General features: G+C 49.7%; 24 protein-coding genes and 1 pseudogene. 20 read left to right on the top strand and 5 right to left on the bottom strand.

The window, feature by feature from the left end:
- The first annotated feature begins 2 nt into the window (after positions 1–2).
- The 12 genes from WBR57_RS15625 (at position 3) to WBR57_RS15570 (ending at position 13,570) form a co-directional block, all read left to right on the top strand.
- A complete protein-coding gene (locus tag WBR57_RS15625) occupies positions 3–287 on the top strand; it encodes a hypothetical protein (RefSeq protein ID WP_424084595.1) in 285 nt (94 codons plus the stop codon).
- A gap of 132 nt (positions 288–419) precedes the next feature.
- Complete coding sequence (ihfB, locus tag WBR57_RS15620) at positions 420–716, top strand: integration host factor subunit beta (protein WP_424084594.1); 297 nt, start codon at positions 420–422, stop codon at positions 714–716.
- A gap of 785 nt (positions 717–1,501) precedes the next feature.
- Positions 1,502–2,698: a glycosyltransferase family 2 protein gene (locus WBR57_RS15615; protein ID WP_424084605.1), complete on the top strand. Its 1,197-nt coding sequence runs from the start codon at positions 1,502–1,504 to the stop codon at positions 2,696–2,698.
- Positions 2,680–4,230, top strand: coding sequence for a lipopolysaccharide biosynthesis protein (locus WBR57_RS15610; RefSeq protein WP_424084593.1), 1,551 nt, complete (start codon positions 2,680–2,682; stop codon positions 4,228–4,230). The genes WBR57_RS15615 and WBR57_RS15610 overlap by 19 nt, the downstream gene beginning before the upstream one ends.
- A gap of 45 nt (positions 4,231–4,275) precedes the next feature.
- Complete coding sequence (locus WBR57_RS15605; protein ID WP_424084592.1) at positions 4,276–5,133, top strand: dTDP-4-dehydrorhamnose reductase family protein; 858 nt, start codon at positions 4,276–4,278, stop codon at positions 5,131–5,133.
- A 27-nt stretch (positions 5,134–5,160) separates the two neighbouring features.
- Positions 5,161–6,168 carry a polysaccharide biosynthesis protein gene (locus WBR57_RS15600; protein ID WP_424084591.1) on the top strand — a complete coding sequence of 336 codons (1,008 nt, stop codon included), beginning with the start codon at positions 5,161–5,163 and terminating at the stop codon, positions 6,166–6,168.
- 106 nt (positions 6,169–6,274) lie between these two features.
- The gene (locus WBR57_RS15595) at positions 6,275–7,099 is read left to right on the top strand and encodes a glycosyltransferase family 2 protein (protein WP_424084590.1); all 825 of its coding nucleotides are present in this window, start codon (positions 6,275–6,277) and stop codon (positions 7,097–7,099) included.
- Complete coding sequence (locus WBR57_RS15590) at positions 7,096–8,145, top strand: EpsG family protein (protein ID WP_424084589.1); 1,050 nt, start codon at positions 7,096–7,098, stop codon at positions 8,143–8,145. The genes WBR57_RS15595 and WBR57_RS15590 overlap by 4 nt, the downstream gene beginning before the upstream one ends.
- A 60-nt stretch (positions 8,146–8,205) precedes the next feature.
- Positions 8,206–9,147: an NAD-dependent epimerase/dehydratase family protein gene (locus tag WBR57_RS15585; protein WP_424084588.1), complete on the top strand. Its 942-nt coding sequence runs from the start codon at positions 8,206–8,208 to the stop codon at positions 9,145–9,147.
- Positions 9,148–9,218: 71 nt separating this feature from the next.
- A complete protein-coding gene (locus WBR57_RS15580) occupies positions 9,219–10,376 on the top strand; it encodes a glycosyltransferase family 4 protein (RefSeq protein WP_424084587.1) in 1,158 nt (385 codons plus the stop codon).
- 98 nt (positions 10,377–10,474) lie between these two features.
- Positions 10,475–11,488, top strand: coding sequence for an MraY family glycosyltransferase (locus WBR57_RS15575; protein WP_424084586.1), 1,014 nt, complete (start codon positions 10,475–10,477; stop codon positions 11,486–11,488).
- An 87-nt stretch (positions 11,489–11,575) separates the two neighbouring features.
- A complete protein-coding gene (locus WBR57_RS15570; protein WP_424084604.1) occupies positions 11,576–13,570 on the top strand; it encodes a polysaccharide biosynthesis protein in 1,995 nt (664 codons plus the stop codon).
- A gap of 143 nt (positions 13,571–13,713) precedes the next feature.
- On the opposite strand, the gene WBR57_RS15565 is transcribed toward WBR57_RS15570, so the two are convergent.
- Together WBR57_RS15565 and WBR57_RS15560 are read right to left on the bottom strand one after the other, a co-directional pair.
- Positions 13,714–14,553, bottom strand: coding sequence for a class I SAM-dependent methyltransferase (locus WBR57_RS15565; protein ID WP_424084585.1), 840 nt, complete (start codon positions 14,551–14,553; stop codon positions 13,714–13,716).
- A gap of 276 nt (positions 14,554–14,829) precedes the next feature.
- Positions 14,830–15,801, bottom strand: a complete 972-nt coding sequence (locus WBR57_RS15560) for an NAD-dependent epimerase/dehydratase family protein (RefSeq protein WP_424084584.1) — start codon at positions 15,799–15,801, stop codon at positions 14,830–14,832.
- 266 nt (positions 15,802–16,067) lie between these two features.
- Between WBR57_RS15560 and WBR57_RS15555 the strand changes: the two genes are divergently transcribed.
- A complete protein-coding gene (locus tag WBR57_RS15555; RefSeq protein ID WP_424084583.1) occupies positions 16,068–16,400 on the top strand; it encodes a ComEA family DNA-binding protein in 333 nt (110 codons plus the stop codon).
- A gap of 32 nt (positions 16,401–16,432) precedes the next feature.
- Here WBR57_RS15555 and WBR57_RS15550 read toward each other — a convergent pair whose 3' ends face one another.
- Complete coding sequence (locus tag WBR57_RS15550; RefSeq protein WP_424084582.1) at positions 16,433–16,666, bottom strand: hypothetical protein; 234 nt, start codon at positions 16,664–16,666, stop codon at positions 16,433–16,435.
- A gap of 126 nt (positions 16,667–16,792) precedes the next feature.
- On the opposite strand from WBR57_RS15550, the gene WBR57_RS15545 reads away from it, so the two are divergent.
- A complete protein-coding gene (locus WBR57_RS15545; RefSeq protein WP_424084581.1) occupies positions 16,793–17,437 on the top strand; it encodes a GntR family transcriptional regulator in 645 nt (214 codons plus the stop codon).
- A 15-nt stretch (positions 17,438–17,452) separates the two neighbouring features.
- Positions 17,453–18,301, top strand: coding sequence for an urea carboxylase-associated family protein (locus tag WBR57_RS15540; protein ID WP_424084580.1), 849 nt, complete (start codon positions 17,453–17,455; stop codon positions 18,299–18,301).
- A 9-nt stretch (positions 18,302–18,310) separates the two neighbouring features.
- Here the strand turns inward: WBR57_RS15540 and WBR57_RS15535 are convergent, their stop codons facing one another.
- Both WBR57_RS15535 and eat read right to left on the bottom strand, forming a co-directional pair.
- Positions 18,311–18,478 (bottom strand): DUF2897 family protein, encoded by a 168-nt coding sequence (locus WBR57_RS15535; protein WP_012722955.1) that lies wholly within the window; start codon positions 18,476–18,478, stop codon positions 18,311–18,313.
- A 111-nt stretch (positions 18,479–18,589) separates the two neighbouring features.
- Positions 18,590–19,954 carry an ethanolamine permease gene (gene eat, locus WBR57_RS15530; protein WP_424084579.1) on the bottom strand — a complete coding sequence of 455 codons (1,365 nt, stop codon included), beginning with the start codon at positions 19,952–19,954 and terminating at the stop codon, positions 18,590–18,592.
- Positions 19,955–20,351: 397 nt separating this feature from the next.
- Here eat and kdpF point away from each other — a divergent pair, with 397 nt between their 5' ends.
- From kdpF to WBR57_RS15505, 5 genes and pseudogenes are all read left to right on the top strand, one after another.
- Entirely contained in the window at positions 20,352–20,441 is a 90-nt protein-coding gene (gene kdpF, locus WBR57_RS15525; protein WP_003218754.1) for a K(+)-transporting ATPase subunit F, read from the top strand.
- Positions 20,442–20,450: 9 nt separating this feature from the next.
- A complete protein-coding gene (gene kdpA, locus WBR57_RS15520) occupies positions 20,451–22,145 on the top strand; it encodes a potassium-transporting ATPase subunit KdpA (protein WP_424084578.1) in 1,695 nt (564 codons plus the stop codon).
- Between the two features lie 15 nt (positions 22,146–22,160).
- Positions 22,161–24,218 (top strand): potassium-transporting ATPase subunit KdpB, encoded by a 2,058-nt coding sequence (kdpB, locus tag WBR57_RS15515; protein WP_424084577.1) that lies wholly within the window; start codon positions 22,161–22,163, stop codon positions 24,216–24,218.
- Positions 24,219–24,282: 64 nt separating this feature from the next.
- Positions 24,283–24,828, top strand: a complete 546-nt coding sequence (kdpC, locus tag WBR57_RS15510; RefSeq protein ID WP_424084576.1) for a potassium-transporting ATPase subunit KdpC — start codon at positions 24,283–24,285, stop codon at positions 24,826–24,828.
- A gap of 83 nt (positions 24,829–24,911) precedes the next feature.
- Positions 24,912–25,613, top strand: a pseudogene (locus WBR57_RS15505) (histidine kinase); the annotation flags it as partial.

Below are 25,613 nucleotides of genomic sequence, written 5' to 3'. Positions count from 1 at the left end.
GAATGAACAGGCTTATCGTAGTATTCGCAGTGCTCGCGCTTGCAGGCTGCTCCACCACCAGTGCCAAGACCCACGCCAAGCGCGGCGTCAGCGGCATCGAGATCGATTGCTCAGGCCTGGGCAACAAATGGGAAAAGTGCGAGAAGCGCGCTGCCCGCGAATGCAAGATGCAAGGCTACAAGGTGATCACCCGATCCAGCGACGCCAAGGACGAAGAAGGCGACTCCCTGTTCGGCTGGAACCCTGCCGGCGCCGTGACGCGTACCATGCTGGTGATCTGTAATTGAGCGTGCAAGCCACGTACTGCGGGCTGCCATCTCTCCCACAGATAAGTTGCGCTGTGGGCTGTTCAAATTCATCAAGTCATGCTAAAACCTTCGAAGCGCTTTTCCTAGCTGCTTGAAAAAGAAGGGAAAAATATGACGAAGTCGGAGTTGATCGAACGAATTGTCACCCATCAAGGGCTGCTCTCATCCAAAGATGTGGAGCTGGCCATCAAGACCATGCTCGAGCAAATGTCCCAGTGCCTGGCGACGGGTGATCGGATTGAGATCCGCGGGTTTGGGAGCTTTTCGCTGCACTACCGCGCACCAAGGGTAGGGCGCAATCCTAAGACTGGGCAGTCGGTAAGTCTGGATGGGAAATTTGTACCTCATTTCAAGCCGGGGAAGGAATTGCGGGATCGGGTGAATGAGGATGAGGAAGGTGATGTGTGATCGGTTTGCGAAGGGGGATTTATGCAGGGTATTAGTCGATTCGTAACGATCGTAGCTGTGCTGATAGTGTCTATTTTTGTCATAATCTTCGTGCTTGAAAATCAACAAACAGTTGCGCTTTCCTTTCTTGGTTGGATTACAAGGCCTTTGCCAGTATCTCTGTTTTTCATCGGATCGCTAATTCTGGGTTTGGCTATCGCGCCTTTAGTGATATTTATTGGTCGAGTGGCTGGGGCTCGGCCAAAATTAAAGCGTTAGCAAGACCTTTCCTGCTAGTAAGCGTATGCCATCGAGTTTTCGCCCGAGTGGGCGGCTCGCATTTCAAATGCGTTGCATAATACCTTCCAGTCTAGAGACCGGTTACGTTCTACTGTCCTTACCATAGGTACAATTTGTAACGTAATAAATGAGAAATTCGTTTGGTGGTGAGGGTTTTGGATTTTCCGACTGCCAGTCGGTCGCGTTGAAGACTCCGTTTCGTAGCTTCTGATACTCTCTAGGCTCTCCTTCATTGGAAAGTTCAAGCTCGCTGAGATAATATTTGTTCCCTGTGTGCTGCAGGGGCTCGGATGATCAACTGCGGGTCTTCATTGATTGAAGTGTTTCAATCGCATAAAGCAACTGATAATTTCGACTTTATTTGGTTATTGCGATTTTTTGAAAGAGAAGGCGTATGGCGATGAAATTTAAGGTTTCTATTAAATAATTTTATACGATACGGCTTCGAGGTTATTTAGCCTGCTAACAAATTTGAGTCGCCGTTTTTTATCGGATTTGGGTGCGTGATGGACAGTGATAAATATATTGTTTCAATAGTAGTAGCTACCCATAATCGATCAGGTTATGCGATTTCTTGCGTGCAAAGCCTGCTTGATATAGCTTCCGAAAAAATTCAGGTTGTAGTACATGATACAAGTAATGATGATTGTAAGTTAGCAGAATGGATTAAGCAAAACCCTCACCCACGATTGCTCTATGTTCATTGGCAGGAGCGCTTGTCAATGACTGAGAACCATGAAAAAGCAATTCATCTTGCCGATGGGGAATATGTATGTTTGATTGGGGATGACGATACAGTTTCTAGCTATATTGCTGAAGTGTCCCAATTCGCCAAAGACAATAATATTGAGATGCTAACCCCAAAGGCAAAAGCATCATATTACTGGCCCGATTTCAGAACAAAGAATTACGGGGCAGCTCATGCAGGAAAAATATATATATCTGAGTTTGATTGCAGTTTAACTACATTTGATTTGGATGAAAGATTAAATGTAGCACGAAGAGGGGCTTGCCAGGGAACCGATGGTATGCCGAAGCTCTACCATGGATTAGTGCAGCGCCGACTTTTAAATAAAATTATAGATAGTGATAGTCTATTGCTTCATGGCGCAAGCCCGGATATGTCAGCATCTATAGGCTTGTGTCTTCTAGGCGGAAAGTACCACTTAATAGACTTTCCTTTCACTATGCCAGGTGGTGGTGGTAACAGCAACAGCGGGCGAAGTGCTACTGGTAAGCATAAAGGTAATCTAAGAGAAGATCCGCATCTTACACCATTTAAAAATTTAAATTGGCCTGAAAGTATTCCTAACTTTTTTAGCGTGGAAACGGTGTGGGGACATGCTGCTTGGGAAACCCTTGTATGGCATAGTTCTCTAACAGGATTTAGTTTTGCAAGGCTCTATGCTCTCTGCTTCTTTCATCACCCTGATTACTACCGAGAGACAGTTAGGGCGTGGCGCTGCGCGAAGAAAAATAAAGTTGAAGGTGTGTCTTCGCTAGACATAGTTAGAGAATACATGTTTGTTGTCGCCCGATTTGTAAAAGCTAAATTCAAGAGAGTATTACACCCAGGTCCAAGTAACGGAGCCTATACAATAGGTACTGCAAATGATGTGTTTATGGCTCGTAAGAAGCTCGATGATTATTTAGAGTCACGACTGACTGAGAACCCGATTTCTTCATGGGGACTGACGAAATAAATGAAAATGCGAATGATACTATTGTGTTAAATAAAAGTAGTCTTCGATCGCTGCTGTTAGCTAGCCTGTCTGGCAAACTTGTATATGCGTTGGCGAGCATTATATCTTTGCCTTGGCTAGCTAGGTTGCTCGGGGCCGAGGCAGTTGGTCTAGTAGGTTTTTTTAATACCATTGTAATGGTAATGATGGTGTTCGAGGGTGGATTAACTAGTAGTCTCATTCAAAAATTAGCCTCTAATAGGGCTAAGGAATCGGTAAGCTCTTTGCGCTACAAGGCTTTCGCGGGTTCTATGGCACTAACCTATTTTGTATTCTTTCTGCTGTTGGGTTCAGCAATTGCATTTGTAATGAGCGCTAGCTCAGAAATGCTAGTTGAAGGTTGGTTGAATATTAATTCAATTCCTGAAAGCGAGGTTGTCAGCTCGTTAATATGTATAGGTATATTTGTTGGAATGGCTTTGCCGGTGATGGTTCTCCAGGGGGTAATGATCGGACGTGAACGCCAGCTGAAGCTTAATATGATTTATATTCCATATTCATTGGCCAGAACCTTAGGTGTTTTGCTAGTTATATGGGGCTTGTCAAAAGACCAAGACGTCAAATTTTATTTTATTTTGCAAGTGGGTATTCAGTTTTTATATTTAGCAGGCTTGCTGATTATTTCGATTACGGAGTTTTCGGACGTCTACGGACGTTTGGCTATTAAAATAGCTTTTTTGAAAAAAGGCATATCATTTAGTCGCGGGGTTTTGTTTATTTCCCTAACTACTGTGTTTGTAGTTCAGTTTGATAAGGTGTATTTGAGTGGGCACACAACGTTGGGTGAGTACGCTGCTTATACGTTGGCAAGCACGATTGCGGGTATACCTTATATTTTTTCATCAGCGTTGAACTCAGTATTGTTTCCGCGTTTTTCAATAAGCTTAAATATTTCTGATGAAACGGCAATCTTTAAAATATATCGTGCGTCTGGGATTGGTGTCGCCTTGCTTGTGGGAGTGTTGTGTCCGGCAATTTATTTTTATGCGGGCGACGTATTAAAAGTATTATTTGATCCATCACTCGCTGAAAGCATAAACCGAATCCTTCCAATTTTGATAGCCGGAACATCGCTTCAATGTTTATTAATAGTGCCATTTGCCCTGCAAATGGCGGCCAAATGGACATCAATGTCGTTGCGGTTAAATTGTATATGGATTCCTATCGTCATCATTCTTTTGCCTAATCTGATCTCACAGTTTGGCATTGTTGGCGGGGCTTACAGCTGGTTAATTTATAATCTGTTCTTATGCTTTATGTCATTTTATTTTGTCGGCAAACGGTTTACCTACCTGAGGGTGATTAATCGCGAGCTCCTGAAGAGTATCGTATTTGTGATTCTCGCAGTAACGATTGTTTTTTATGTAGTGAAGCTATCAACGGAGGATGTTGAAAATAGTTACAGATTGATTGGTTTAGAATTGATCAGTATTGTTATGGTTTTCCTCAGTGGGTTATTTTGTTTTAAGAAGGTTTTAGTTACCTTTAAGTAACCTATATGTTTCTTGTTTTGCGATCCTATTTAAGCGGGTGGGGATATGAAAGTTTTGGTGTTGGGTATTACAGGTATGCTAGGTAGTTCCGTATTCAACGCTCTCAGCCGAGATGAGCGCTACCATGTTATGGGCACTCTACGAAATGCAGAAGCACTGAAATATTTTGATGAGGCACAGCACTCCAATATTCTCACCAATGTAGATGTGCTAGACACGGAGCAACTACTAGACGTATTCATCAAGGTCAAACCGAATGTAGTGATCAATTGTGTGGGTTTGATCAAGCAGTTTTCATCTTCAAAAGATCCGATGGTAACCATCCCATTGAACTCAATTCTTCCTCATCGATTAGTAAAGCTTTGTCAATTATCTAACTCTCGTTTGGTGCATATAAGTACTGACTGTGTTTTTTCTGGTCTTAAAGGAAATTATGTTGAATCGGATTTATCTGATGCAAATGACCTTTATGGGAAATCAAAGTTTATTGGCGAGGTTGTCGATTCACCGAATGCAATTACACTAAGAACATCAATTATTGGTCACGAATTGAACTCGAAAAACTCTCTCGTGGATTGGTTTTTGTCTCAAGAGGGTACGGCAAAGGGCTATTCTAAGGCCATATTTTCTGGGTTGCCTACGGTCGAATTGGCGACGGTGATAAAAGATTACGTATTACCTAATAATGATGTGTACGGGTTGTACCATGTGTCTGCGGCACCTATTGACAAATATTCCCTGCTCAATTTGATAGCTCAGCACTATCAGAAAAGGATTACGCTGGTTTTAGATGACTCGGTAATAATTGACCGCTCCCTAGACTCGAGTAAATTTCGATCTATAATGGGTTATCAACCTCCTTCATGGGAGGTGCTGGTCGCGAAAATGAGGGCATCGATGTGAAAAAAGAATATACGTTAGGTAAAAAAAATGTTTGATAATAAAATTTTGATGATTACAGGCGGAACAGGTTCATTTGGTAATACTGTTCTCAAGCGGTTTCTGGATACTAATGTAAAAGAAATTAGAGTATTTAGTCGCGATGAAAAAAAACAAGAAGACATGCGTATCGCGCTCTCGAACGATAAGGTTAAATTTCACCTAGGTGATGTTCGTGATTACTCAAGTCTGAAACAGGCGATGGTAGGTGTTGATTATATATTCCATGCGGCAGCGCTTAAACAAGTGCCCTCGTGTGAATTCTTCCCTATGGAGGCGGTTAAAACTAACGTCATAGGCACAGAAAACGTCCTGAATGCGGCCATTGACAATAACGTTAAACGGGTTGTACTCCTCAGTACCGACAAAGCTGTTTACCCAATTAACGCTATGGGCATATCGAAGGCATTGGGTGAGAAAATATTAATTGCTAAGTCAAGGTCTGTTCGAGAGGGAGGCCCCATTTTCTGCGCGACTCGCTATGGTAATGTAATGGCGTCGAGAGGCTCCGTAATCCCGCTTTTTGTTGAAAAAATTAATGCAGGTCTTCCGCTCACAGTAACTGATCCCAATATGACTCGTTTTCTAATGAGTTTAGAAGATTCTGTCGATCTGGTGCTTCATGCGTTCGAGCATGGCGAGCAAGGTGATATATTCGTTCAGAAAGCACCGGCAAGCACTATTGGTGATTTGACACTTGCCTTGCAAGATCTGTTCTCCAGCGATTTACCTGTGAAAATTATCGGTACTCGACACGGTGAGAAATTGTACGAGTCGTTAGTATCGCGCGAGGAGATGGCTAAGGCGAAAGATATGGGAAGATACTACCGAATTCCTGCGGATAATAGAGATCTAAATTATGATAAATTTATTGTTGAAGGTCACCCGGAAGCAAATATAATTGACGATTACACTTCTCATAATACTGAATTGCTAGATGTGTCCGGGATTAAAAAGCTACTGATGACTCTAGATTATATAAAAAACAGTTTAAGCTAGTTTGCTTTTTTGCCGACTCGGTTTTGTTTGTATTGTTTGAAAATGATATAGCTCCCAGTTAGTTGAAATTTGATATGGTAGGGCCATGATGGTTACTAGAGCGCTGATGAATTTGTCAGGCTTCGCAGATGTGAGTGTAGTGATCCCGTGTTATCGGTGTAAAAATACGATAAAGCGTGCGCTCGAGTCCGTACATAATCAAACTATCCGCCCCGCCGAAGTCCTTCTTGTTGAGGATGCGAGTGGCGATGGTACGCTGGAGTATTTGAATTTAATAGCCAAACAATATCCCACTGGTTGGATAAAGGTTTTATCCCTACACATAAATTCAGGGCCAGGCACAGCCAGGAATGCTGGTTGGAATGCCTCAACACAACGCTATGTAGCTTTTCTAGACTCCGATGATAGTTGGCATCCTCAGAAAATTGAAATTCAATACCGTTGGATGGAACAGAATCCCAAGGTTGCCCTTACAGGGCAAATGGGGGTTGTAATTAATGACAATTTAGATCGGGAGACGAAGCGTTATCAGATTAATGAATTGATGTTTTCCGAGGTCTCAAAATTTCGGCTATTACTTTCTAATAAGTTTTCTACTCCTTCTGTTTTGATAAGGCGTGACGTCAAATATCGGTTCACTGCCGGTAAACGATTCTGTGAAGATTATGAACTTTGGTGCAAAGTGAAGTGCGCAGGGTATGGTTGTTTTACTGTAAATGTTCCTTTGACATTTTGTTATAAACCTCTATATGGACATGCTGGATTGAGCGGTGGTCTCTGGGATATGGAGAGAGGGGAGCTGAGCGTGTATGACGTGTTGCGTGAAAATAAGTGCATAAGTATGATGACTGCATTTTATTTAAAGGTGTGGTCTTTAATCCGCTATTGTCGCAGAAGGTTGCAAGTTAAATATGTTGCAAGACCGTCATGATATATTTGATCGGATGGTTCCTGCTCGTTATAGCATTTATTATGACGTCACTATCAGGTTATAAGACGTCGTTTTTCATCTATGTGTCTTTGTTTTTTCTTTTAATAGTGTCGTTTTTTCGTGGGCTTGTGGGAACGGATACATATGCCTATGAAATGATCATGGAGCAGTTGTTGGGCGGGCAACCGTCGGCCGGTATGGAGCCGGGTTTTGTTTTTGTTAGCTGGTTACTTCTCGGTGTTACCAATAGTGCATCAGTGACAGTTCGATTATTGGGTTGTCTGATTTTTAGCTTGCTATGTGTTTACTTGTATCGATCAGATAAGAACGAAAAGTTTTTATTAGTCTCATATATTTTACCTGCCTTTATATATCAATATACCATGAATGGCTTGAGAGTTGGCTTGGCTGCTGCGTTGCTGCTTTTAGCTACTCAAGAGTTCAGAAGGGTTAAAATTGCTTACGGATATTCTCTGGCTGCGCTTTCATTAACTTTTCATTATTCTGCTCTCGTTTCGTTAATTTTAATTTGGGCATCTAAAGTTTACTGGGTCAGGGCTTATAATATTCTCGTAGTGCCAGTCGCGATGCTGTTGGCTCTTGCGCTTTTCTATATTAATGAAGATTATTTTTCTCATAAGCTAATTTCTTATCAAAATTTCGACTCGCCTAGTTTATATTCTGGAATAGCAAAAATGCTGACATTGTCAGTGCTATTTCTGGGTGTTCTCTTATCCAATCTGACGGGGACTGAGAAATCTAAGTTGCTGTTTTTGGGGGCGGGATCTATGTTGGTTTTTTGGGGCATGTCAACATTTTCCTATGCCGGCCTCCGCTTCTTAGATCTATTATCATTTGCTTTTCCTCTGTGCGTATTAACTGTCTTTAATAAGCGGGGGCTAGAGCTCGGAAAACTGGTAAAGCTGTCTTTTGTTGTAGCCGGTTTAATTGCTGTCATTATGAGTTATAGGAATTTTTTGCATGAAGAGGGTCTAGGACCGTCTCCATTTTTACCTTATTATTTTAGCTCGTTAGCTAAAGTGTGATTTTTGTTTCGTTAAGTTAAAAGATATAAAAACCTACTACTTAGCATGTATGGAGCAAGTATGAAAATTCTGGTGCTGGGTGCGAACGGTTTTATAGGAAAGTCTTTTGTTGAAACGCTCACTCATCATGGTATCCAAGTCTGTGCTCTAACGCGCACAGAATTAAAAAGCTCTAAAGGATCAATCGAGACGGTAGTTGGGGATTTAACTGACAAGGATTTTAATTTTAAGGCTTTAATAAGCGACTGTAATGTTATTGTTAATTGCGCTGGAGAAACCCGTGACGATGCTCTTATGCATGCGTTGCATGTACAGGCCACTGCGAGGTTGCTCGAGGTAGCTGTAAGTCTGTGTCGCGATGGAAAGCAAATTCACTGGGTTCAATTGAGTAGTGTGGGCGCTTATGGGAGCTCCAAAAAGACGAGAGTGGTCAGTGAAGATACTCCGTTAAATCCTGTGGGGACGTATGAAGTTACAAAAACTATAGCTGATACATTAATTATAAAGCAAAGTGAAAATGTGGGTTTTTCTTATACTATTTTGAGACCATCCAACGTATTCGGGCGTGATATGACGAATGAGTCGTTGCGTCAACTTGGCCGTATAGTTAAAAAGAGAATGTTCTTTTTTGTAGGATTCTCCCCCTCGATCGCCACATATATACATGTCGACGATGTGGTTTCGGCGCTATACCTATGCGCGACAGATACCCGCGCAAAGGGGCATATCTTCAATATATCTAACGACTGCGCTTTGAAGGAATTGATTTCGGGAATAGCAAAATCTGTTGGAGTGCCTCCACCCCGATTGACTTTACCTGAGGGCTTGATAAGAGTCATGATAGGAGCCGCTAGAGGGTTATTAAACATTCCTGTCACACAAAAGCGTATAGATGCGCTGGTTCGACGTACAAGTTACCCCGGGGATAAAATTTATAACGTTTTGGGGTTTTCTCCTAAAAAAGACGTGCCTACCACGATAGGAGAGGTATTTTGGAAATGAGCCTACAGCAAAGAGATTCTATTTTTGGTGGTTTTTAATTCTATTGTTTCTCTATACGTTTAGGGTTGGAAATGCGTAAAAAACTGCATATTGCGCGAGTATCCACTGTACCTTTTTTTGTGCTTACTCAGCTTAAATCACAAATTGATGCGTTTAGCTCTCATGGGATGACGGTTACGGTCATCACAAGTGGAGAAGACTTTCACGGTCAAATGAGTGAAATTGAGAACGCAAATTTTATTCCTGTTGATATCTCGAGAAATATAAGTTTAATTAAGGACTTAGTAAGTCTTGTGAAGTTGTTTCGTTTGTTTAAGTTAAACAAATTTGATGTTGTACACTCTACAACTCCTAAAGCTGGGCTTCTTTGCGCTGTAGCCGGTTATTTTGCAGGTGTGCCTGTAAGAATGCACACTTTTACCGGGCAACCTTGGGCGACGATGTCCGGCGTCAAAAGAAGTATTTTAAAGACCTGTGATAAGATTATTGGGGGGCTCAATACACACTGTTACGCTGATAGCTCAACTCAAAAGAACTTTCTTGTTAAAAACAAAATCATTAAAGAAGGTAAGATATCCGTACTTGGGAACGGTTCGTTGGCGGGTGTCGATCTTGCTAGATTTAATAAAAGGAATTATTCGCTTGAATTCATTTCTGATTTGCGCGCAAGCCTAGGCGTACCTCCAAATGGAAAGGTGATTCTCTTTGTCGGACGAATTACGCCAGAAAAGGGTATCCAAGAACTAATGGAGGCTTTTGTACAAGTTGCAGCTGCGGATAATTCTACTCATCTATTGCTGGTGGGTCCAATCGAAGAAACAGGTGGTGAGATTATTGACTCTTTCGCCAATACTCGAGCATGGTCGAGGGTACATCGAGTCGGATTTTCTAATGAGCCCGAAAAGTTCATGGCATTGGCTGATCTATTGTGCTTGCCGAGCTACCGTGAAGGGTTCGGTACGGTTGTAATTGAAGCGGCGGCGATGGGAATACCAACCGTGGGCACCTCCATTTATGGCCTATCGGATGCAGTAGTTGATGGGGCTACTGGATTGCTGGTTCCTCCCCAGGATGCGGACGCGTTAGGTTTGGCGCTGATTAGTCTAGTGACCGATAGAGCCTTGCTGCTGCAGATGGGGAAGGCAGCGAATGCAAGAGCTGTAGAAGAGTTTGATTCTGCAAAGATGTCTGCCCTGATGCTAAATGAGTACGAGAGATTCTATCTATGATTTTACGTAACTTGGATATAAATTATCAGCGGTAGCAGGCGTTTTTAGACCATTAACAGTGATGCCGGTTTTATATTTATTGAGGGGCGAAGGTTTAAATGAACTATTGGATTTGCTTTTTTATATTTTTACTTTCTTTTTTATTGACCGCTTTCTTTCGCAGCTATGCTCTCAAAAAAAATATTTTAGATATACCTAATGAACGTAGCTCTCATCATTTGCCAACACCGCGCGGTGGTGGGGTGGCAATAGTTGTTACTTTTATGACATCGCTCGTCTATGTTTACCTTAATCATGTGATCCCTTTAGCTGATTTTATAGGATTGTTATCCGTGACATTTTTTGTTGCGGCCATTGGGTTTATGGATGATAAATACAGTCTTTCCGCTCGCTGGAGGTTAATAGGACATTTTCTGTCTGCGATCTGGGGAATCTTTTGGATCGGTGGCCTGCCGGATCTAGTTTTTTTTGGAATTAACATTCAACTTGGCTTTATTGGAAGCGTCTTATCAGTTTTTTATCTGGTCTGGATGCTAAACCTATATAATTTTATGGATGGCATTGATGGGCTTGCGAGTCTGGAGGCTATCTGCGTATGTTTCGGTATGTGCATTCTGTATTTCGTTGTCGGAGCACATGAACTAATAGTGCTGCCTTTGTCTTTGGCGATGGCTGTACTGGGGTTTTTATGCTGGAATATGCCTCCAGCGAAAATCTTTATGGGCGATGCAGGGAGTAGTTTTCTTGGAATTCTACTTGGTTTGCTTTCGCTACAGGCGGCTTGGCACTCTCCTAAGCTTTTATGGTGTTGGCTAATTTTGTTGGGTGTTTTCATCGTAGACGCTACGGTCACGTTATTTCGCCGGTTTCTGCGAGGCGCGAAGGTATACGAAGCGCATAGAAGTCATGCTTATCAGTTTGCATCCAGGCATTTTGGTAAGCATTTGCCTGTAAGCTTAGGCGTATCTTTTATAAATATTTTTTGGCTGCTGCCAATATCATTATGTGCCGCACTGTCGCTGATGGATGGTGCTATGGCATTCATGATTGCCTACATCCCTTTGATTTTTATAGCGTTCTTTTTTCATGCTGGAGAGAGAGAGACGCGCTAGTCTTGTTTATGATGTAACAGTCCTGTAAATTTGGCAGGTGATTTGCGTTATTTTATTGCTCGGACATTGGAGCGGCTGAGGAAAGTTATGGAGAGGATAAGAGGTTTTTTGCTAAGCCTTCCACGGCGGCAAAAGAGGCTAATCCAAGTGGGGACAGATATTGTTCTTACATGGTGCGCTTTGTGGGCTGCATTTATTGTAAGGTTAGGGATTGAGGATATAGCTAATCCACTTCTTCAACATCAGTGGCTGTTCCTAAGCGCTCCAATTGTAGCCATTCCGATGTTCACCAGGTTTGGTTTATACCGTGCGGTTATGCGCTACTTTGGCAATGATGCATTAATTGCTATTATAAAAGCAGTCAGTTTGTCCTCATTAATTTTGGGCATAATTGTCTATTGGTACGGTAATCATCAAAATGTAGTTCCGCGCTCAATCATATTTAACTACTGGTGGATTAGCTTAATTTTGGTGGGTGGCCTACGCTTGGCCATGCGACAGTTTTTCCTTGGTGACTGGTTTACTGCTGGCCAGCAAATACCGTTTACTAATCGTGAGAACTTGCTTCCGAGAGTTGCAATTTATGGTGCTGGCGCAGCGGGAAATCAACTTGTAGCTGCTTTGCGAGTGGGCCGTGTAATGCGCCCTGTTGCGTTTATTGACGATGACCCGAACATCTCGGATCGAGTGATCTCCGGGCTTCAAGTTTATAAGCCTAAACATATTCAACGAATGATTGAAGTTACAGGCGCTCAAGAGGTACTGCTGGCTATTCCCTCCTCCAATCGTGCCCGGCGTCGTGAGATACTTGGTTTTTTAGAGGGATTTCCTCTTCATGTCCGTAGTGTTCCTGGGTTCATGGACTTAGCGAGTGGCAGAGTTAAGGTTGACGATATTCAGGAGGTCGACATTGCCGATCTGCTTGGACGTGACTCGGTTCCTGCCCAAAGTGAGCTACTTGAGCGCTGTATTACTGGACAGGTCGTTATGGTTACCGGCGCAGGAGGCTCTATTGGCTCTGAGCTTTGTCGGCAAATACTAGCGTTGCGCCCTACGAAATTATTACTCTTCGAGCATAGTGAATTTAATCTCTACAATGTGCTTTCAGAGTTAGAGCGGCGAATCGCGCGTGAATCTTTATCTGTTGAGTTACTTCCAATCTTAGGTTCGGTTCGAAACGAGTCGAAATTGTTGGATGTGATGAAAAGCTGGAAGGTAGACACTGTCTATCATGCTGCTGCATATAAACACGTGCCGATGGTGGAACATAATATCTCAGAAGGTGTATTAAATAATGTTTTCGGTACATTGTACGCAGCGCAGGCTGCCATTCAATCTGGTGTAGCTAATTTTGTATTGATTTCAACAGATAAAGCAGTGCGGCCAACCAATGTAATGGGAAGTACCAAGCGCATCGCTGAATTGGTTTTACAAGCGCTTAGTCACGAGCTGGCTCCAATTTTATTTAATAGCAAGTCCAATGTCTCGCACGTCAACAAAACACGCTTCACTATGGTGCGTTTTGGGAATGTGCTGGGATCTTCTGGATCTGTTATACCTTTGTTTCATTCACAGATTAAGAGTGGAGGGCCTCTAACGGTTACCCATCCGAAAATTACTCGATACTTCATGACTATTCCTGAAGCTGCGCAACTGGTTATTCAAGCAGGTTCGATGGGGGTGGGGGGAGATGTATTCGTTTTGGATATGGGAGAACCCGTTCGGATCGTAGAGCTAGCAGAGAAAATGATTAACCTTTCTGGGCTGAGCGTTCGATCCGAAAGGAATCCACAAGGTGATATCTCTATTGAGTTCACCGGCCTACGCCCCGGTGAGAAGCTCTACGAAGAGTTACTGATCGGTGACAACGTTGCTGCAACACAGCATCCTATGATTATGTGTGCGAATGAAGATGATTTATCTTGGGATAACTTGAAAGATAAGCTGCTGCAACTTCTTTCAGCGTTAGGAGATGATGATTATGTTCGTGTTCGGCAATTGCTTCGCGACACGGTGACTGGTTATACACCCGATGGTGAAATCGTAGACTTATTTTACCAGCAGTATCGGCTCGAACCATGACGAAAGTATTATTTTTAGCTCATTGTTTGGTCGATTAGCTGCAGAAGAAAAAATGTTATACCTGATTTTTTAGGCCGGTTTACCCCGGCCTTTTTTACATTTTTTGTTTCAATGCTGTCTTGGCAGTTTTTTATGTTATTAAATTATTTGCGGCACTCTATGTACATAGAGAGCTCAGGGCAAGTCGAATCAAATAGAGCCTTGTTCCTTAATATAGGGCAGTGCGATTGTAGATATTTTGACTCATAAATTTCTGAGAAGTTAAAAGCCTTCAACATTCGCATGGCTTTTTCCACGTCAAACCAATTTATATGGTCTCCATAGTGGTCTTTCTGTATTTCTTTTGGGATTTTTTCAATGATCGAATCAAACGCTTCATTTTTTGGTAAGTTAAGGAATGTATCTTTTATCTCTTTGTCGGTTATTTTTACTTTGCTTGTCGGATGAGTATCAGTTAGTGCTGTTGCGAAGTGATCTAAAAACTTCTGTTCAATGCTTTTGTTATATACCCCATACGCATTAGGCCATTTCCAGAAGCTCTCATCTCCGCGAATGTAAGCGTCATATTCAAGGCCCATGTCGGGACAAGTAAGTCTAAATACTCCCCCTGGTTGTAAGCATCGATATACTTCGCTGAATAAATACTCAACATCACCGTCACTCAAATGTTCAATGACATGCGATGTATAAGCCACCATTAGTGTGTTGTCTTCTAATGGCATCGGTTTATGCGAAGTGAGATCATATTGAATGTTTAGATTGCCTTTTTGATCGTCTTTATAATAATCATTAGGATTGTCTAGATTGTGCCAGTATGGGTGGAAGAAAGAGCCTGCACCTATATTCAAATATTTGGGTGTCTCTGGTCTCTTGGAGTCTTCGTAGAGTAGAGTGCTTGTGCCTCTGTCAATTTTGTTAATCTCTAGCCCGAGGGGAAGTATGCATTGGTTAATTAGGTTTTTACCTGTTTTTAGTAAATTCATTTATGGCGCTCTTGAATGTGGTGATTATAGTCTCTCGGGTATGAGAGATTTTGTGTCGAGATAGCAAAGTCTGAATTGAAATTCTTGATGCTTGTGTTTGGAGTCCCACTAATTCCGGCCTATGTTTGAAGCGTTAGGCACTGCAGTCAATATAATGATAACTCTAGTATTGATTTTCATCAATGGGGTATCTGGTTTGCCCACATTGACTCGTTGGATACTCCTTCCTATCGATTCAATCTTATATCGACTCGTTCAACGTGCTGCATGCTCAACTTAGTTGTTTTTTTTATTTCTCTCGGCACTGGAAAATATCTCCCCTGCGGTAATCATGGCTGTCTCTGCCGAACTTGGTGGGACCCATCCAAGCAAGTTTCTAGCTTTTGAGCTATCTATTTTCAATGATTCGCAAAGCTGTGTATATAGTCCTTTGCGTCCTAGTAATCTGGCAGCGCCTTTTAGCCAAGAGGGGGGGATAGATACGAGGGGTACTTTCTTGCACATCCCCGCTGCCAAGAGAGTCACCAATTCTTTCGTGGAGAAATCTTGTCCATCCGATACCAGGAACACCTGATTGGCGGCGGCGGGATGCTCGATGCAAACGCAGATAAAATCAATTAAGTTTTCTAAAGAGATCATGCTTCTGTTGTTGTTAATCTGACCCAGCGGTAATGGCATTCCTGATTTGACGAGCTTCAATAATCTTCTAAAATTTCCTGGTGCATGTGCTGCATATACTAAAGGAGGGCGTATAATTACGATTTCCATGTTATTGCGTTCGGCGATCTTCAATAATCCGATTTCAGCATTCATTTTCGAAATGGCGTATTCCGTCTGGGGCGTGAGCTTTGACGAATCCGAGAAAGGAAGATTACTAGTGTGAGAGCCATTCACACCTATTGAACTAATAAAGATAAAACGTTTTACTCCTAAGGCTTCTGCTTGATTTGCCAAATTCAGAGTGGCGTCTGTATTAGATTCTTTGAAACATTCAGCCGCGTTAGCTTCTTTTTTCAATACATGAGCGCGTCCGGCTGTATGGATTACGCAATCGACATTTGCAAGTGCCTCATGCCATGAAGTGTCCGAGTTAAAACTTCCAAGCGTGAACACTTGACAAGAATTCTCGAGGTCCGAATTTTTAGCGCGTGAAGCTGCAACGATTTCGTACTCCGAGTGTTTAACAAGTTGAGCCAATAATTCTGATCCGACGAAACCTGTAGCTCCAGTGAGTAATATTTTTTTCATCTTTAAAGGCTCAAGTTTTGAGTAGCTGAGTGTTAGAAAATGGGCGTCTGATTTCCTTATTGCCCCCGCCGGTATGTATCATATTAAATAATGAAAATATTGTCTTGTGGAAAAAAGTGCGAGTCTTGCAGATTGATATCAAGATGATGTCGGTGGCACACACCCTGTAACTCAAGCATTTTTGACGTATCCCCAACATCGCCTAAGTTTGAAAAGCAGCTTCGGAAAAGCTGCTTTTTCTCTAACGCATGTCATGGAGCGTCAAAATGCAAAACACCTACCTGACCGCCCTGGTCTTCGCTTTCCTCACCACCCTCTCTGTCACTACCACCGCGGCCCCGTCCGTCAAACCCGAAACCCCAGCCCCGGTTACCGCTCAGATTGCAAACCCTGAGCAATCCACCAAGGTCAACCTCAACGCCGCCGACGCCGAAACCCTGCGCCGTGAGCTCTTTGGCATCGGCGCCGCTAAAGCGAAAGCGATCGTGGCATATCGCGAAAGTAATGGGCCGTTCACTGCGGTGGATGAGTTGTTGGAGGTGAAGGGGATCGGCAAGGCGTTGCTGGAGAAGAATCGCGATAGGGTGGTGATCAACTAAGCGAACCACGAGGCCGGTTATTGACCGGCCTTTTATTTCTCCGGAATTCCGGCCTTCATGCTTTCCCGCACCGCGTCCATGATCCGTGTTGCCAATTGCGAATTTTCGCCGCTTCGGGCCAATACCAGCGCCCCTACCAGTGTTGACTTCATCACCAAACCCGCGGCATCGCCTCGGCCATTCCCAGTAGTGTTTGAGTCATGCACCGAGCACCGCATCTGTCGTCTCGCTGTGCTTGCCGCTGCAGCTTGCAGGACTTTTTCCACCAAGTCGTCCTTGGATTTGAAATGCGCATAAGACCCGCCATGTCGATTCCATCTCCGGGTTTGCAGCATTGGCATGAAAAGTGATTACGTCTACGCAGAGGATTGTTCAACAATCGTGAGGTCGTGATGACGCTTAGCCTGTCTTTAGCCGATCAGATTGCTCTGGAGTTGCGTGCCGACATTATTGGCGGGCGGCTGTTGCCGGGGATGGCGTTGGTTGAGGCGGAGTTGGTGAAGACCTATAACGCCTCGCGCAATACCATTCGCGAAGCCTTGCACCGTTTGGGGCAGGAAGGGTTGACCCGCTACGCGCGTAACAAGGGGGTGATGGTTCGCCGGCTGGAGCGTGAGGAAGTGCGCGATTTGTTCGTAGTCCGGCGTACCCTTGAGTTGCAGGCTATCGCCCAGAGCGGTGCGCTCAGTGTGGACCACTCCGAGCGCATGCAGAACGCCATCGATGCCACCACCTTGGCCCGTGAACGCGAGGATTGGCGCGCCGTGGCGACCCACAGTCTGGTGTTCCACCAGCAGATTGTCGGGCTGATGCGCAGCCCTTTGTTCGATGAGTTTTTCGCCCAGGTGATCGCGCAGCTGCGCCTGGTGTTTTGTGCAGCGCCTGATGAGCAGCGTTTCCAGTCGCCTTGGCTGGAGCGCGATCGTGAGATTTATCAACGCTTACTCAACAATGACAAGCCGGCAGCGGGGGAGGCGATGAGCCTGTATCTGGATGATTCGGAACGTCTGTCATTGGCCCTGTTTAACCATCCCTGATCGAGGATCCGCACCATGTACAAAGACTATCCGGCCGCTTACCAGGTCAGCAAAGGTTCGGCGCTGCAGGTTGATACGGCGTTCTATGAGCGGATCCGCAACCAGGTGGACCAGCGCACGCTGATCGAGCAGTTCGAGGTGCCGATCCGCACGGGCAGGGCGTGGAAGGTGCCGGCCGGGCATGTGTTTCGTGTCACGACGCCGGTGGGCCCGCAGGTGGGGGACTTTAATGTGTGGAACGCCAATGACCCTCGCGAACGCCTTTGGGCGGCGCGCACCCGTCAGTTGCAGGGCGCGCATGTGAGCATTCATGACCGGTTGTGGTCGAACCTGCCATTTCTGAGGCCCCTGGTGACCATCACTGATGACAGCCTGGCGGGTTACGGGATCGATGAACACGGCGGGCGCTTGCACGATTTGCTCGGCACGCGTTGCGATCCCTATGTGAACCGCATGCTCACGGGCGAGGATTTTCACCACCACTGTCATTCGAACCTCACGCGTGCGGTTTTACCCCACGGCCTGACGGAATTCGACGTGCATGACGTGTTGAATATTTTCCAGTGCACAGGCCTGAATCACGACGACATGTATTTCATGAAGGCATGCCCGGCGCAGAAGGGCGACTACCTGGAGTTCTTTGCGGAGATTGATTTGCTGTGTGCGCTGTCGACATGCCCAGGTGGGGATTTATCGCTGCCAATGTGGGGGCCGGAGGCGCAGGACCCGTTGACGGTGTGCCGTCCGCTGGGGGTTGAGATCTACAAACTGGAGGAGGCGTTGCTGGAAGGCTGGCGCCAGCCGGAGCGTGCTGCCTACAAAGGGCAGCACGGTTTGCAGATTGCCAAGGCGGCTTGGGAGTAACCCCAAGGTTCAGCGATCCTGCGCGTCCTTGGCATCCGCCTGGGCGTTGCGCTCGGCCACGCGTTTGCGTTGTTCGTCGGTGAGTTCGACCTTGTTGGCGCTGTCACGCAGCATCATCAGGCCACCGACGATCGATCCGATCGCAACCACTAAAATCAACCATGCATACCACGGCATAAGGCTCTCCTTGAGGCAGATTGCCGTGGGAGAATTTTCCCACGGGAATAACTGCTTTGAGTGACGGGCATTCTTACTAGTTCAGTGTAGGCCCGTTCTGCCTCCAGTCGATCAGAGCCCGGTCAACATCGCATCCGCCGGTGCATCGGCACGGTCTTGGGCGGTCATCTGAAAGTAGACAAAACCAACCAGCATGAAGCCGAGGAAGATCAGCCCGATCAGCGCGTTGAACCACGCCATGGCCACCAGGCACACCACTGCCAGTGCTAGCGCGATGGCCGGAACGACTGGGTAACCCGGAGCGCGGAAGGTGCGTTCCAGCAGCGGTTCGGTCTTACGCAGTTTGAACAGGCTGAGCATGCTCATGATGTACATCACGATCGCGCCGAACACGGCCATGGTGATCATCGCGGCGGTCAGCGTCATGCCGCCCAGGTTAATCAGGCCGTCGCTATAGATAGCAGCGATACCGACCACGCCACCGGCGATAATTGCCCGGTGAGGTGTCTGAAAGCGCGACAACTTGGCCAGGAAAGACGGCAGGTAGCCGGCGCGGGCCAGGGCGAAGAACTGACGCGAGTAGCCGAGGATAATCCCGTGGAAGCTCGCCACCAGGCCGAACAGGCCGATCCACACCAGCATGTGCAGCCAGCCGGAGCTGTCGCCCACCACGGTTTTCATGGCTTGTGGCAGTGGGTCGTTGATGTTCGACAGGGCGCGCCAGTCGCCGACGCCGCCGGCGAAGAACATCACGCCCATGGCCAGGATCACCAGGGTCAGGATGCCGCTGATGTAGGCTTTTGGAATGGTGCGCTTCGGATCTTTCGCTTCCTCGGCCGCCATGGCTGCACCTTCGATGGCGAGGAAAAACCAGATGGCAAACGGAATCGCCGCGAACATCCCGGCAATCGCCGGGGCGCCGAAAGTGTCGGAGCCAGCCCAGCCATTCAGGGCGAAGTTGCTGAAGCTGAAGGCGGGGGCGACCACGCCCATGAACACCAGCAGCTCGGCGACGGCGAGTACGCACACCACCAGCTCGAAGGTGGCGGCGAGTTTCACACCAAGGATGTTCAGGCCCATGAACACGATGTAGGCACCGACGGCCGCGTGCTTGGGGTCGAGTGCCGGAAATTGCACGTTGAGATAAGCACCGATGGCCAAGGCGATGGCGGGGGGCGCGAAGACGAATTCGATCAACGTCGCCAGCCCGGCGATCAAGCCGCCTTTTTCACCAAAGGCTCGGCGGCTGTAGGCAAACGGCCCACCCGCGTGTGGGATCGCGGTGGTTAGCTCGGTGAAGCTGAAGATAAAACAGGTGTACATCAGCGCGACCATCAATGAGGTCACCAGGAAGCCCAAGGTCCCGGCGACGCCCCAGCCATAGCTCCAGCCGAAGTACTCCCCGGAAATCACCAGCCCGACCGCGATCCCCCATAAATGCAGAGTGCCTAGTGTGGGTTTGAGTTGTGTGTTCATTGTGTTGCTCCCTGAACCGTTTGGAATGATTCAAGGTGTTGCAGCGGACATGCCAGCCTGAGAATCATTGTCGTAAAGCGGCGTGATTGTCGCGTGGGGGATGGTTTGGCGTTTGAAACTTTACATCGCCGCACCAGATGAGGGCGGTGGTGGCCGAGCCGACGCTATCGGGGGCAAGCCCCCTCCCACATTTGTATGGCGAGCGCTGATCCAGTGTGGGAGGGGCCTTGCCCCCGATGAGGCCCTCCAAATCACTAAAGCCTGCTGTAAACCCCACATAAACCCACTCTTTACGCCGTCTTTACGCCCCGCCCGCACCCTCGCTCTCGTTCCTTTACGCCACTCCTGCCGACAATTGCCCCACACGCGGCACTCGCCGCTAAACGGAGAGACTTCCATGAGCGTTCTGGACGGGGTGTCACTGCTATTGGCCGTGGCGCTGTTCATTTATCTGCTGGTTGCGCTGTTACGCGCGGATCGGAACTAGGAGCTGGCCATGCACAGTTATGACTATTGGCTGATCATTGCCTTCTTTGCCGTGGTGCTGGTGCCCGCACCGTTCCTCGGCCGGTTCTACTACAAAGTGATGGAGGGCCAGCGCACCTGGCTGACCCCGGTGCTGGGGCCGGTCGAAAATGCGTGTTATCGGCTGTCCGGTGTCGACGCTCATGAAGAACAAAGCTGGCAGAAATACATGCTGGCCTTGCTCGCGTTCAACCTCGCGGGCTTTGTGCTGTTGTTCTCGATCCTGCTGTTCCAGGACTATCTCCCACTGAACCCGCAGAAATTGCCGGGTCAGGAATGGACCTTGGCCTTCAACACTGCGGGCAGTTTCATGACCAACACCAACTGGCAGTCCTACAGCGGCGAGGCGTCCCTGAGCTACCTCAGCCAGATGGCGGGCCTGACCGTGCAGAACTTCGTCAGTGCGGCCACCGGCCTGGCAGTACTTGTTGCTTTGTGCCGTGGGATTGGTCGCAAATCCACCAAGACGTTGGGCAACTTCTGGGTCGACATGACCCGCGCCACCCTCTACGGCTTGCTGCCGTTGTGCCTGGTGCTGGCGTTGTTCCTGGTATGGCAGGGTGTGCCGCAAACCTTCGCGCATTACGTTGACGCGCTGACTGTGCAGGGCGTGGATCAGGTGATCCCCCTGGGCCCGGCGGCCAGCCAGATTGCGATCAAGCAATTGGGCACCAACGGCGGTGGCTTCTTTGGCGTCAACTCAGCGCACCCCTTTGAAGACCCGACGGCCTGGGCCAACCTGTTCGAGCTGGCGGCGATCATCCTGATCCCGGTTGCCCTGGTGTTTACCTTCGGCCACTACGTGAAAGACCTGCGTCAGAGCCGCGCGATCCTCGGCTGCATGCTCGCGCTGTTCCTGATCGGCGGCGCGACCTCGCTGTGGGCCGAATACCAGCCGAACCCGACGCTGAACAATCCGGCCGTGGAGCAGACCGCCCCAATGGAAGGTAAGGAAACACGCTTCGGCACCACCGGGACTGTGCTGTGGTCGGTGACGACTACCGCGGCGTCCAACGGCTCGGTCAACGGCATGCAGGACAGCCTCAACCCTCTCAGCGGGATGGTGGCGCTGGTCAATATGATGGTCGGCGAAGTGATCTTTGGCGGCGTCGGTGCCGGCATGTACGGCATGTTGCTCAACGTGTTGATCGCGGTGTTCCTGGCCGGCCTGATGATCGGCCGCACCCCGGAATACCTGGGCAAGAAACTCCAGGCCAAGGAAGTGCAGTTGCTGGTGGTGACCCTGCTCGTGATGCCGGTTGGCGTGCTTGTGCTCGGCGCCATCGCCGCCAGCCTGCCTGGTCCGGCGGGGGCCATCAGTAACCCTGGGCCCCACGGTTTCAGTCAGTTGCTCTACGCGTACACCTCGGCCAGTGCCAACAATGGCTCGGCGTTCGGTGGCTTCAGTGCCAACACGCCGTTCCACAACCTGATGCTGGGCCTGGGCATGTTGATCGGCCGCTTCGGCTACATCCTTCCGGTCCTGGCCCTGGCCGGCAGCCTGGCGATGAAGAAGACCGCACCGATTGGCCAGAACAGCTTCCCGACCCATGGTCCGCTGTTCGTGACCCTGTTGACCGTGACCATTTTGCTGGTGGGCGGCCTGACTTTCCTGCCGACGCTGGCGTTAGGGCCCATCGCTGAACACTTGAGCATGGGCTTCTAAAAAGGGGATATGAAAATGAATATGCCTGCAAAAAACGCGGCTCCGGTCAAAACCCAGGAGCCTGCCAAAACCGCAATCTCTGCGCTGTGGCGCCCGGCGCTGGTCCAGGCGTTCGTCAAGCTGGACCCACGCCAGCTGCAACGCTCACCGGTGATGCTGGTGGTCGAGCTGACCGCCATCCTCACCACCGTGTTGTGCTTTGTGCCCGACACGGCGGTGCCGACCTTTGTCGCCGTGCAAATCGCCGTGTGGCTGTGGTTCACCGTGCTGTTCGCCAACTTCGCCGAGGCCTTGGCCGAAGGGCGTGGCAAGGCCCGCGCCGACAGCCTCAAGGCCGGCAGCGAAGGCCTCAGCGCACGGCGCAAGGAGGCCGACGGCAGCTTCAAGGTCGTACCGGCCACCAGCCTGCGCAAAGGCGATGTGGTGCGCGTCGCCGCCGGGGAAATGATCCCCGGTGACGGCGAAGTCATCGAAGGCATCGCGGCGGTCAACGAAGCGGCGATCACTGGCGAATCCGCGCCGGTGATCCGCGAGTCCGGCGGCGACCGCTCGGCCGTCACCGGCAACACCCGCCTGGTGTCGGACTGGCTGCTGATCCGCATCACCGTCAACCCGGGTGAGTCCACACTGGACCGCATGATTGCCCTGGTTGAAGGCGCCAAACGCCAGAAAACCCCCAACGAAGTCGCGCTGGATATCCTGCTGATCGGCCTGACCCTGATCTTCCTGCTGGTGGTGGTGACGTTGCAGCCGTTCGCTCACTTCGCCGATGGCAGCCTGCCGCTGGTGTTCCTGGTCGCACTGTTGGTGACGCTGATTCCTACAACCATCGGCGGCTTGTTGTCAGCCATCGGCATCGCCGGCATGGACCGCCTGGTGCGCCTCAATGTGATCGCCAAGTCCGGCCGCGCCGTGGAAGCGGCGGGGGACGTGCATGTGTTGCTGCTGGACAAGACCGGCACCATCACCTTTGGTAACCGTCGTTGCTCGGCCGTGGTCGCGGCGCCTGGCGTGAGTGGCCGGGACCTGGCCGAAGGTGCCCTGCTGGCGTCCCTGGCGGACGATACGGCGGAAGGCAAATCCATCGTCGAATACCTGCGCGCCTTGCATCCCCAAGCCGAGCCGTCCCTGGACGCACTGACCGCCGTGCCGTTCAGCGCCGAAACCCGCTTGTCTGGTGTTGACTACCAGGGCCGCGTCTTCCGCAAGGGCGCCGTGGATTCGCTGCTGGCGTTTGTCGGCCAACAACGTCGTGACCTTGCACCTGCACTGTCGCGGGAAATCGACAAGATCGCCCAGAGTGGCGGCACCCCGTTGCTGGTGTGCGCCGATGGCAAGTTGCTCGGCGCGATCCATCTGAAAGACGTGGTCAAGCCCGGCATCCGTGAGCGTTTCGCCGAGCTGCGCAAGCTGGGGATTCGTACCGTGATGGTCACCGGCGACAACCCGCTGACCGCCGCGGCGATTGCTGCCGAAGCGGGCGTGGATGACGTGTTGGCCGAAGCCACGCCAGAGAAGAAACTCGCGCGTATTCGCCACGAGCAAAACGACGGCCGCCTGGTTGCGATGTGCGGCGACGGTGCCAACGATGCGCCGGCGCTGGCCCAGGCCGACGTCGGCATGGCGATGAACGACGGCACCCAGGCCGCGCGCGAAGCGGCCAACATGGTCGACCTCGACAGCGACCCGACCAAGCTGTTGGACGTGGTGCAGATCGGCAAGGAGTTGCTGGTGACGCGCGGCGCGCTGACCACCTTTTCGATTGCCAACGACGTGGCCAAGTACTTCGCGATCCTGCCGGCGCTGTTTGCCTCGATCTACCCGCAACTCGGCGTGCTCAACGTGATGCACCTGCAGAGCCCGCAAAGCGCGATTCTGTCGGCCATCGTGTTCAACGCGCTGATCATCGTGGTGCTGATCCCCCTGGCGCTGCGCGGTGTGCGCGTGCAGGCGGCGAGTGCGGCGGCGTTGCTGCGACGCAACCTGTTGATCTACGGGCTGGGCGGGATTCTGGTGCCGTTCGTGGGCATCAAGGCAATCGACATGCTGCTGACCGCGCTGCACCTGGTTTGACCCGATTCCTGCGGGCACCCAAGGGGTGTCCACAGGTTGCAATGACTGAATTGAGGAATCCGAAATGTCCAACATGATCCGCCCGGCCCTGAGCCTGCTGGTACTCATGACCCTGATCACCGGCGTCGCCTACCCGCTGGTCGTCACCGGCGTGGCGCAAGTGGCTTTCCCCGACCAGGCCAACGGCAGCCTGGTGCGCGATGCCAGCGGCAAGGTGCGCGGCTCCAGCCTGATCGCCCAGGACTTTACCGGTGACAGCTGGTTCCACCCACGCCCTTCGGCCGGTGCATTTGCGACCGTTTCCAGCAGCGCGAGTAACCTCGCCCCAAGCAACCCGGCATTGGCCACGCGCGTATTCGATGACGCGGCCAAGCAACGCGTGCCCGCCCAGGGCCCGGTGCCTTTGGCATCGCTGACTACCTCTGGCAGCGGGCTTGATCCACACTTGCCACCACAGGCGATTGCCTATCAACTGGCGCGAGTGGCGGCCGCACGGAATGTGCCGGTGTCGACCTTGCAGCGCCTGCTGGATGAGCATATCGAAAGCCCGCTGGTAGGCCCGCCGGTGGTGAATGTGCTGGCGCTGAACATGGCGCTGGAAAAATTGTAAGCCCCTGTGGGAGCGAGCAAGCCCGCTCCCACATTGGATTTTCAGTGGGCCCGAATACCTGAATACCTGAAGGAACCCCAAGCATGAGCGACTCCGGCCGCGCCGATGCCCTGTTAGCCGATCTGCCTCGGGACGGCCGTGGCCGGCTCAAAGTCTTCCTGGGCGCCGCGCCGGGTGTGGGTAAGACCTACGCCATGCTCCAGGCCGCCCACACCCAGCTGCGCCAGGGCGTCAAACTGCTCGCCGGGGTGGTCGAAACCCACGGCCGCGCCGAAACCGAAGCCTTGCTCAGCGGCTTGCCGCAGCAGCCCTTGCTGCGCAGCGAATACCGCGGCGTGCTGCTCGAAGAAATGGACCTCGACGGCCTGCTCGCCGCCAAGCCCAAGCTGGTGCTGGTGGATGAGCTGGCGCACAGCAACGCGCCCGGCAGCCGCCATGAAAAGCGCTGGCAAGACATTCAGGAACTGCTCGCCGCCGGCATCAACGTGTTCACCACGGTCAACGTCCAGCACCTGGAGAGCCTCAACGATCAGGTGCGCGGCATCACTGGCGTGCTGGTGCGCGAAACCCTGCCGGACTGGGTGCTGCAAGAAGCCGATGAATTGCTGCTGATCGACCTGCCTTCGCGCGAGCTGCTGGAGCGCCTGCGCGACGGCAAGGTGTACGTGCCGGAGCAGGCCCGCGCCGCCATCGATGCATTTTTTACCCAGACCAACCTGATGGCCCTGCGCGAGCTGGCGATGCAAACCGCCGCCGCCCACGTCGACGACGATTTGGCCCAGGGC

Source organism: Pseudomonas sp., from assembly GCF_049590575.1.
Lineage (GTDB): Bacteria > Pseudomonadota > Gammaproteobacteria > Pseudomonadales > Pseudomonadaceae > Aquipseudomonas.
This window is presented reverse-complemented; position numbering and strand designations above follow the sequence as displayed.

Coding starts and splice junctions, on each gene's coding strand:
- kdpF (WP_003218754.1), top strand. CDS start 20,352: ATGAGCGTTCTGGACGGGGTGTCACTGCTATTGGCCGTGGCGCTGTTC.
- WBR57_RS15555 (WP_424084583.1), top strand. CDS start 16,068: ATGCAAAACACCTACCTGACCGCCCTGGTCTTCGCTTTCCTCACCACC.
- WBR57_RS15600 (WP_424084591.1), top strand. CDS start 5,161: ATGTTTGATAATAAAATTTTGATGATTACAGGCGGAACAGGTTCATTT.
- WBR57_RS15610 (WP_424084593.1), top strand. CDS start 2,680: ATGGGGACTGACGAAATAAATGAAAATGCGAATGATACTATTGTGTTA.
- ihfB (WP_424084594.1), top strand. CDS start 420: ATGACGAAGTCGGAGTTGATCGAACGAATTGTCACCCATCAAGGGCTG.
- WBR57_RS15540 (WP_424084580.1), top strand. CDS start 17,453: ATGTACAAAGACTATCCGGCCGCTTACCAGGTCAGCAAAGGTTCGGCG.
- kdpB (WP_424084577.1), top strand. CDS start 22,161: ATGAATATGCCTGCAAAAAACGCGGCTCCGGTCAAAACCCAGGAGCCT.
- WBR57_RS15590 (WP_424084589.1), top strand. CDS start 7,096: ATGATATATTTGATCGGATGGTTCCTGCTCGTTATAGCATTTATTATG.
- kdpC (WP_424084576.1), top strand. CDS start 24,283: ATGTCCAACATGATCCGCCCGGCCCTGAGCCTGCTGGTACTCATGACC.
- WBR57_RS15560 (WP_424084584.1), bottom strand. CDS start 15,801: ATGAAAAAAATATTACTCACTGGAGCTACAGGTTTCGTCGGATCAGAA.
- WBR57_RS15545 (WP_424084581.1), top strand. CDS start 16,793: ATGACGCTTAGCCTGTCTTTAGCCGATCAGATTGCTCTGGAGTTGCGT.
- WBR57_RS15565 (WP_424084585.1), bottom strand. CDS start 14,553: ATGAATTTACTAAAAACAGGTAAAAACCTAATTAACCAATGCATACTT.
- WBR57_RS15580 (WP_424084587.1), top strand. CDS start 9,219: ATGCGTAAAAAACTGCATATTGCGCGAGTATCCACTGTACCTTTTTTT.
- WBR57_RS15585 (WP_424084588.1), top strand. CDS start 8,206: ATGAAAATTCTGGTGCTGGGTGCGAACGGTTTTATAGGAAAGTCTTTT.
- eat (WP_424084579.1), bottom strand. CDS start 19,954: ATGAACACACAACTCAAACCCACACTAGGCACTCTGCATTTATGGGGG.
- kdpA (WP_424084578.1), top strand. CDS start 20,451: ATGCACAGTTATGACTATTGGCTGATCATTGCCTTCTTTGCCGTGGTG.
- WBR57_RS15605 (WP_424084592.1), top strand. CDS start 4,276: ATGAAAGTTTTGGTGTTGGGTATTACAGGTATGCTAGGTAGTTCCGTA.
- WBR57_RS15625 (WP_424084595.1), top strand. CDS start 3: ATGAACAGGCTTATCGTAGTATTCGCAGTGCTCGCGCTTGCAGGCTGC.
- WBR57_RS15595 (WP_424084590.1), top strand. CDS start 6,275: ATGAATTTGTCAGGCTTCGCAGATGTGAGTGTAGTGATCCCGTGTTAT.
- WBR57_RS15575 (WP_424084586.1), top strand. CDS start 10,475: ATGAACTATTGGATTTGCTTTTTTATATTTTTACTTTCTTTTTTATTG.
- WBR57_RS15570 (WP_424084604.1), top strand. CDS start 11,576: ATGGAGAGGATAAGAGGTTTTTTGCTAAGCCTTCCACGGCGGCAAAAG.
- WBR57_RS15535 (WP_012722955.1), bottom strand. CDS start 18,478: ATGCCGTGGTATGCATGGTTGATTTTAGTGGTTGCGATCGGATCGATC.
- WBR57_RS15615 (WP_424084605.1), top strand. CDS start 1,502: ATGGACAGTGATAAATATATTGTTTCAATAGTAGTAGCTACCCATAAT.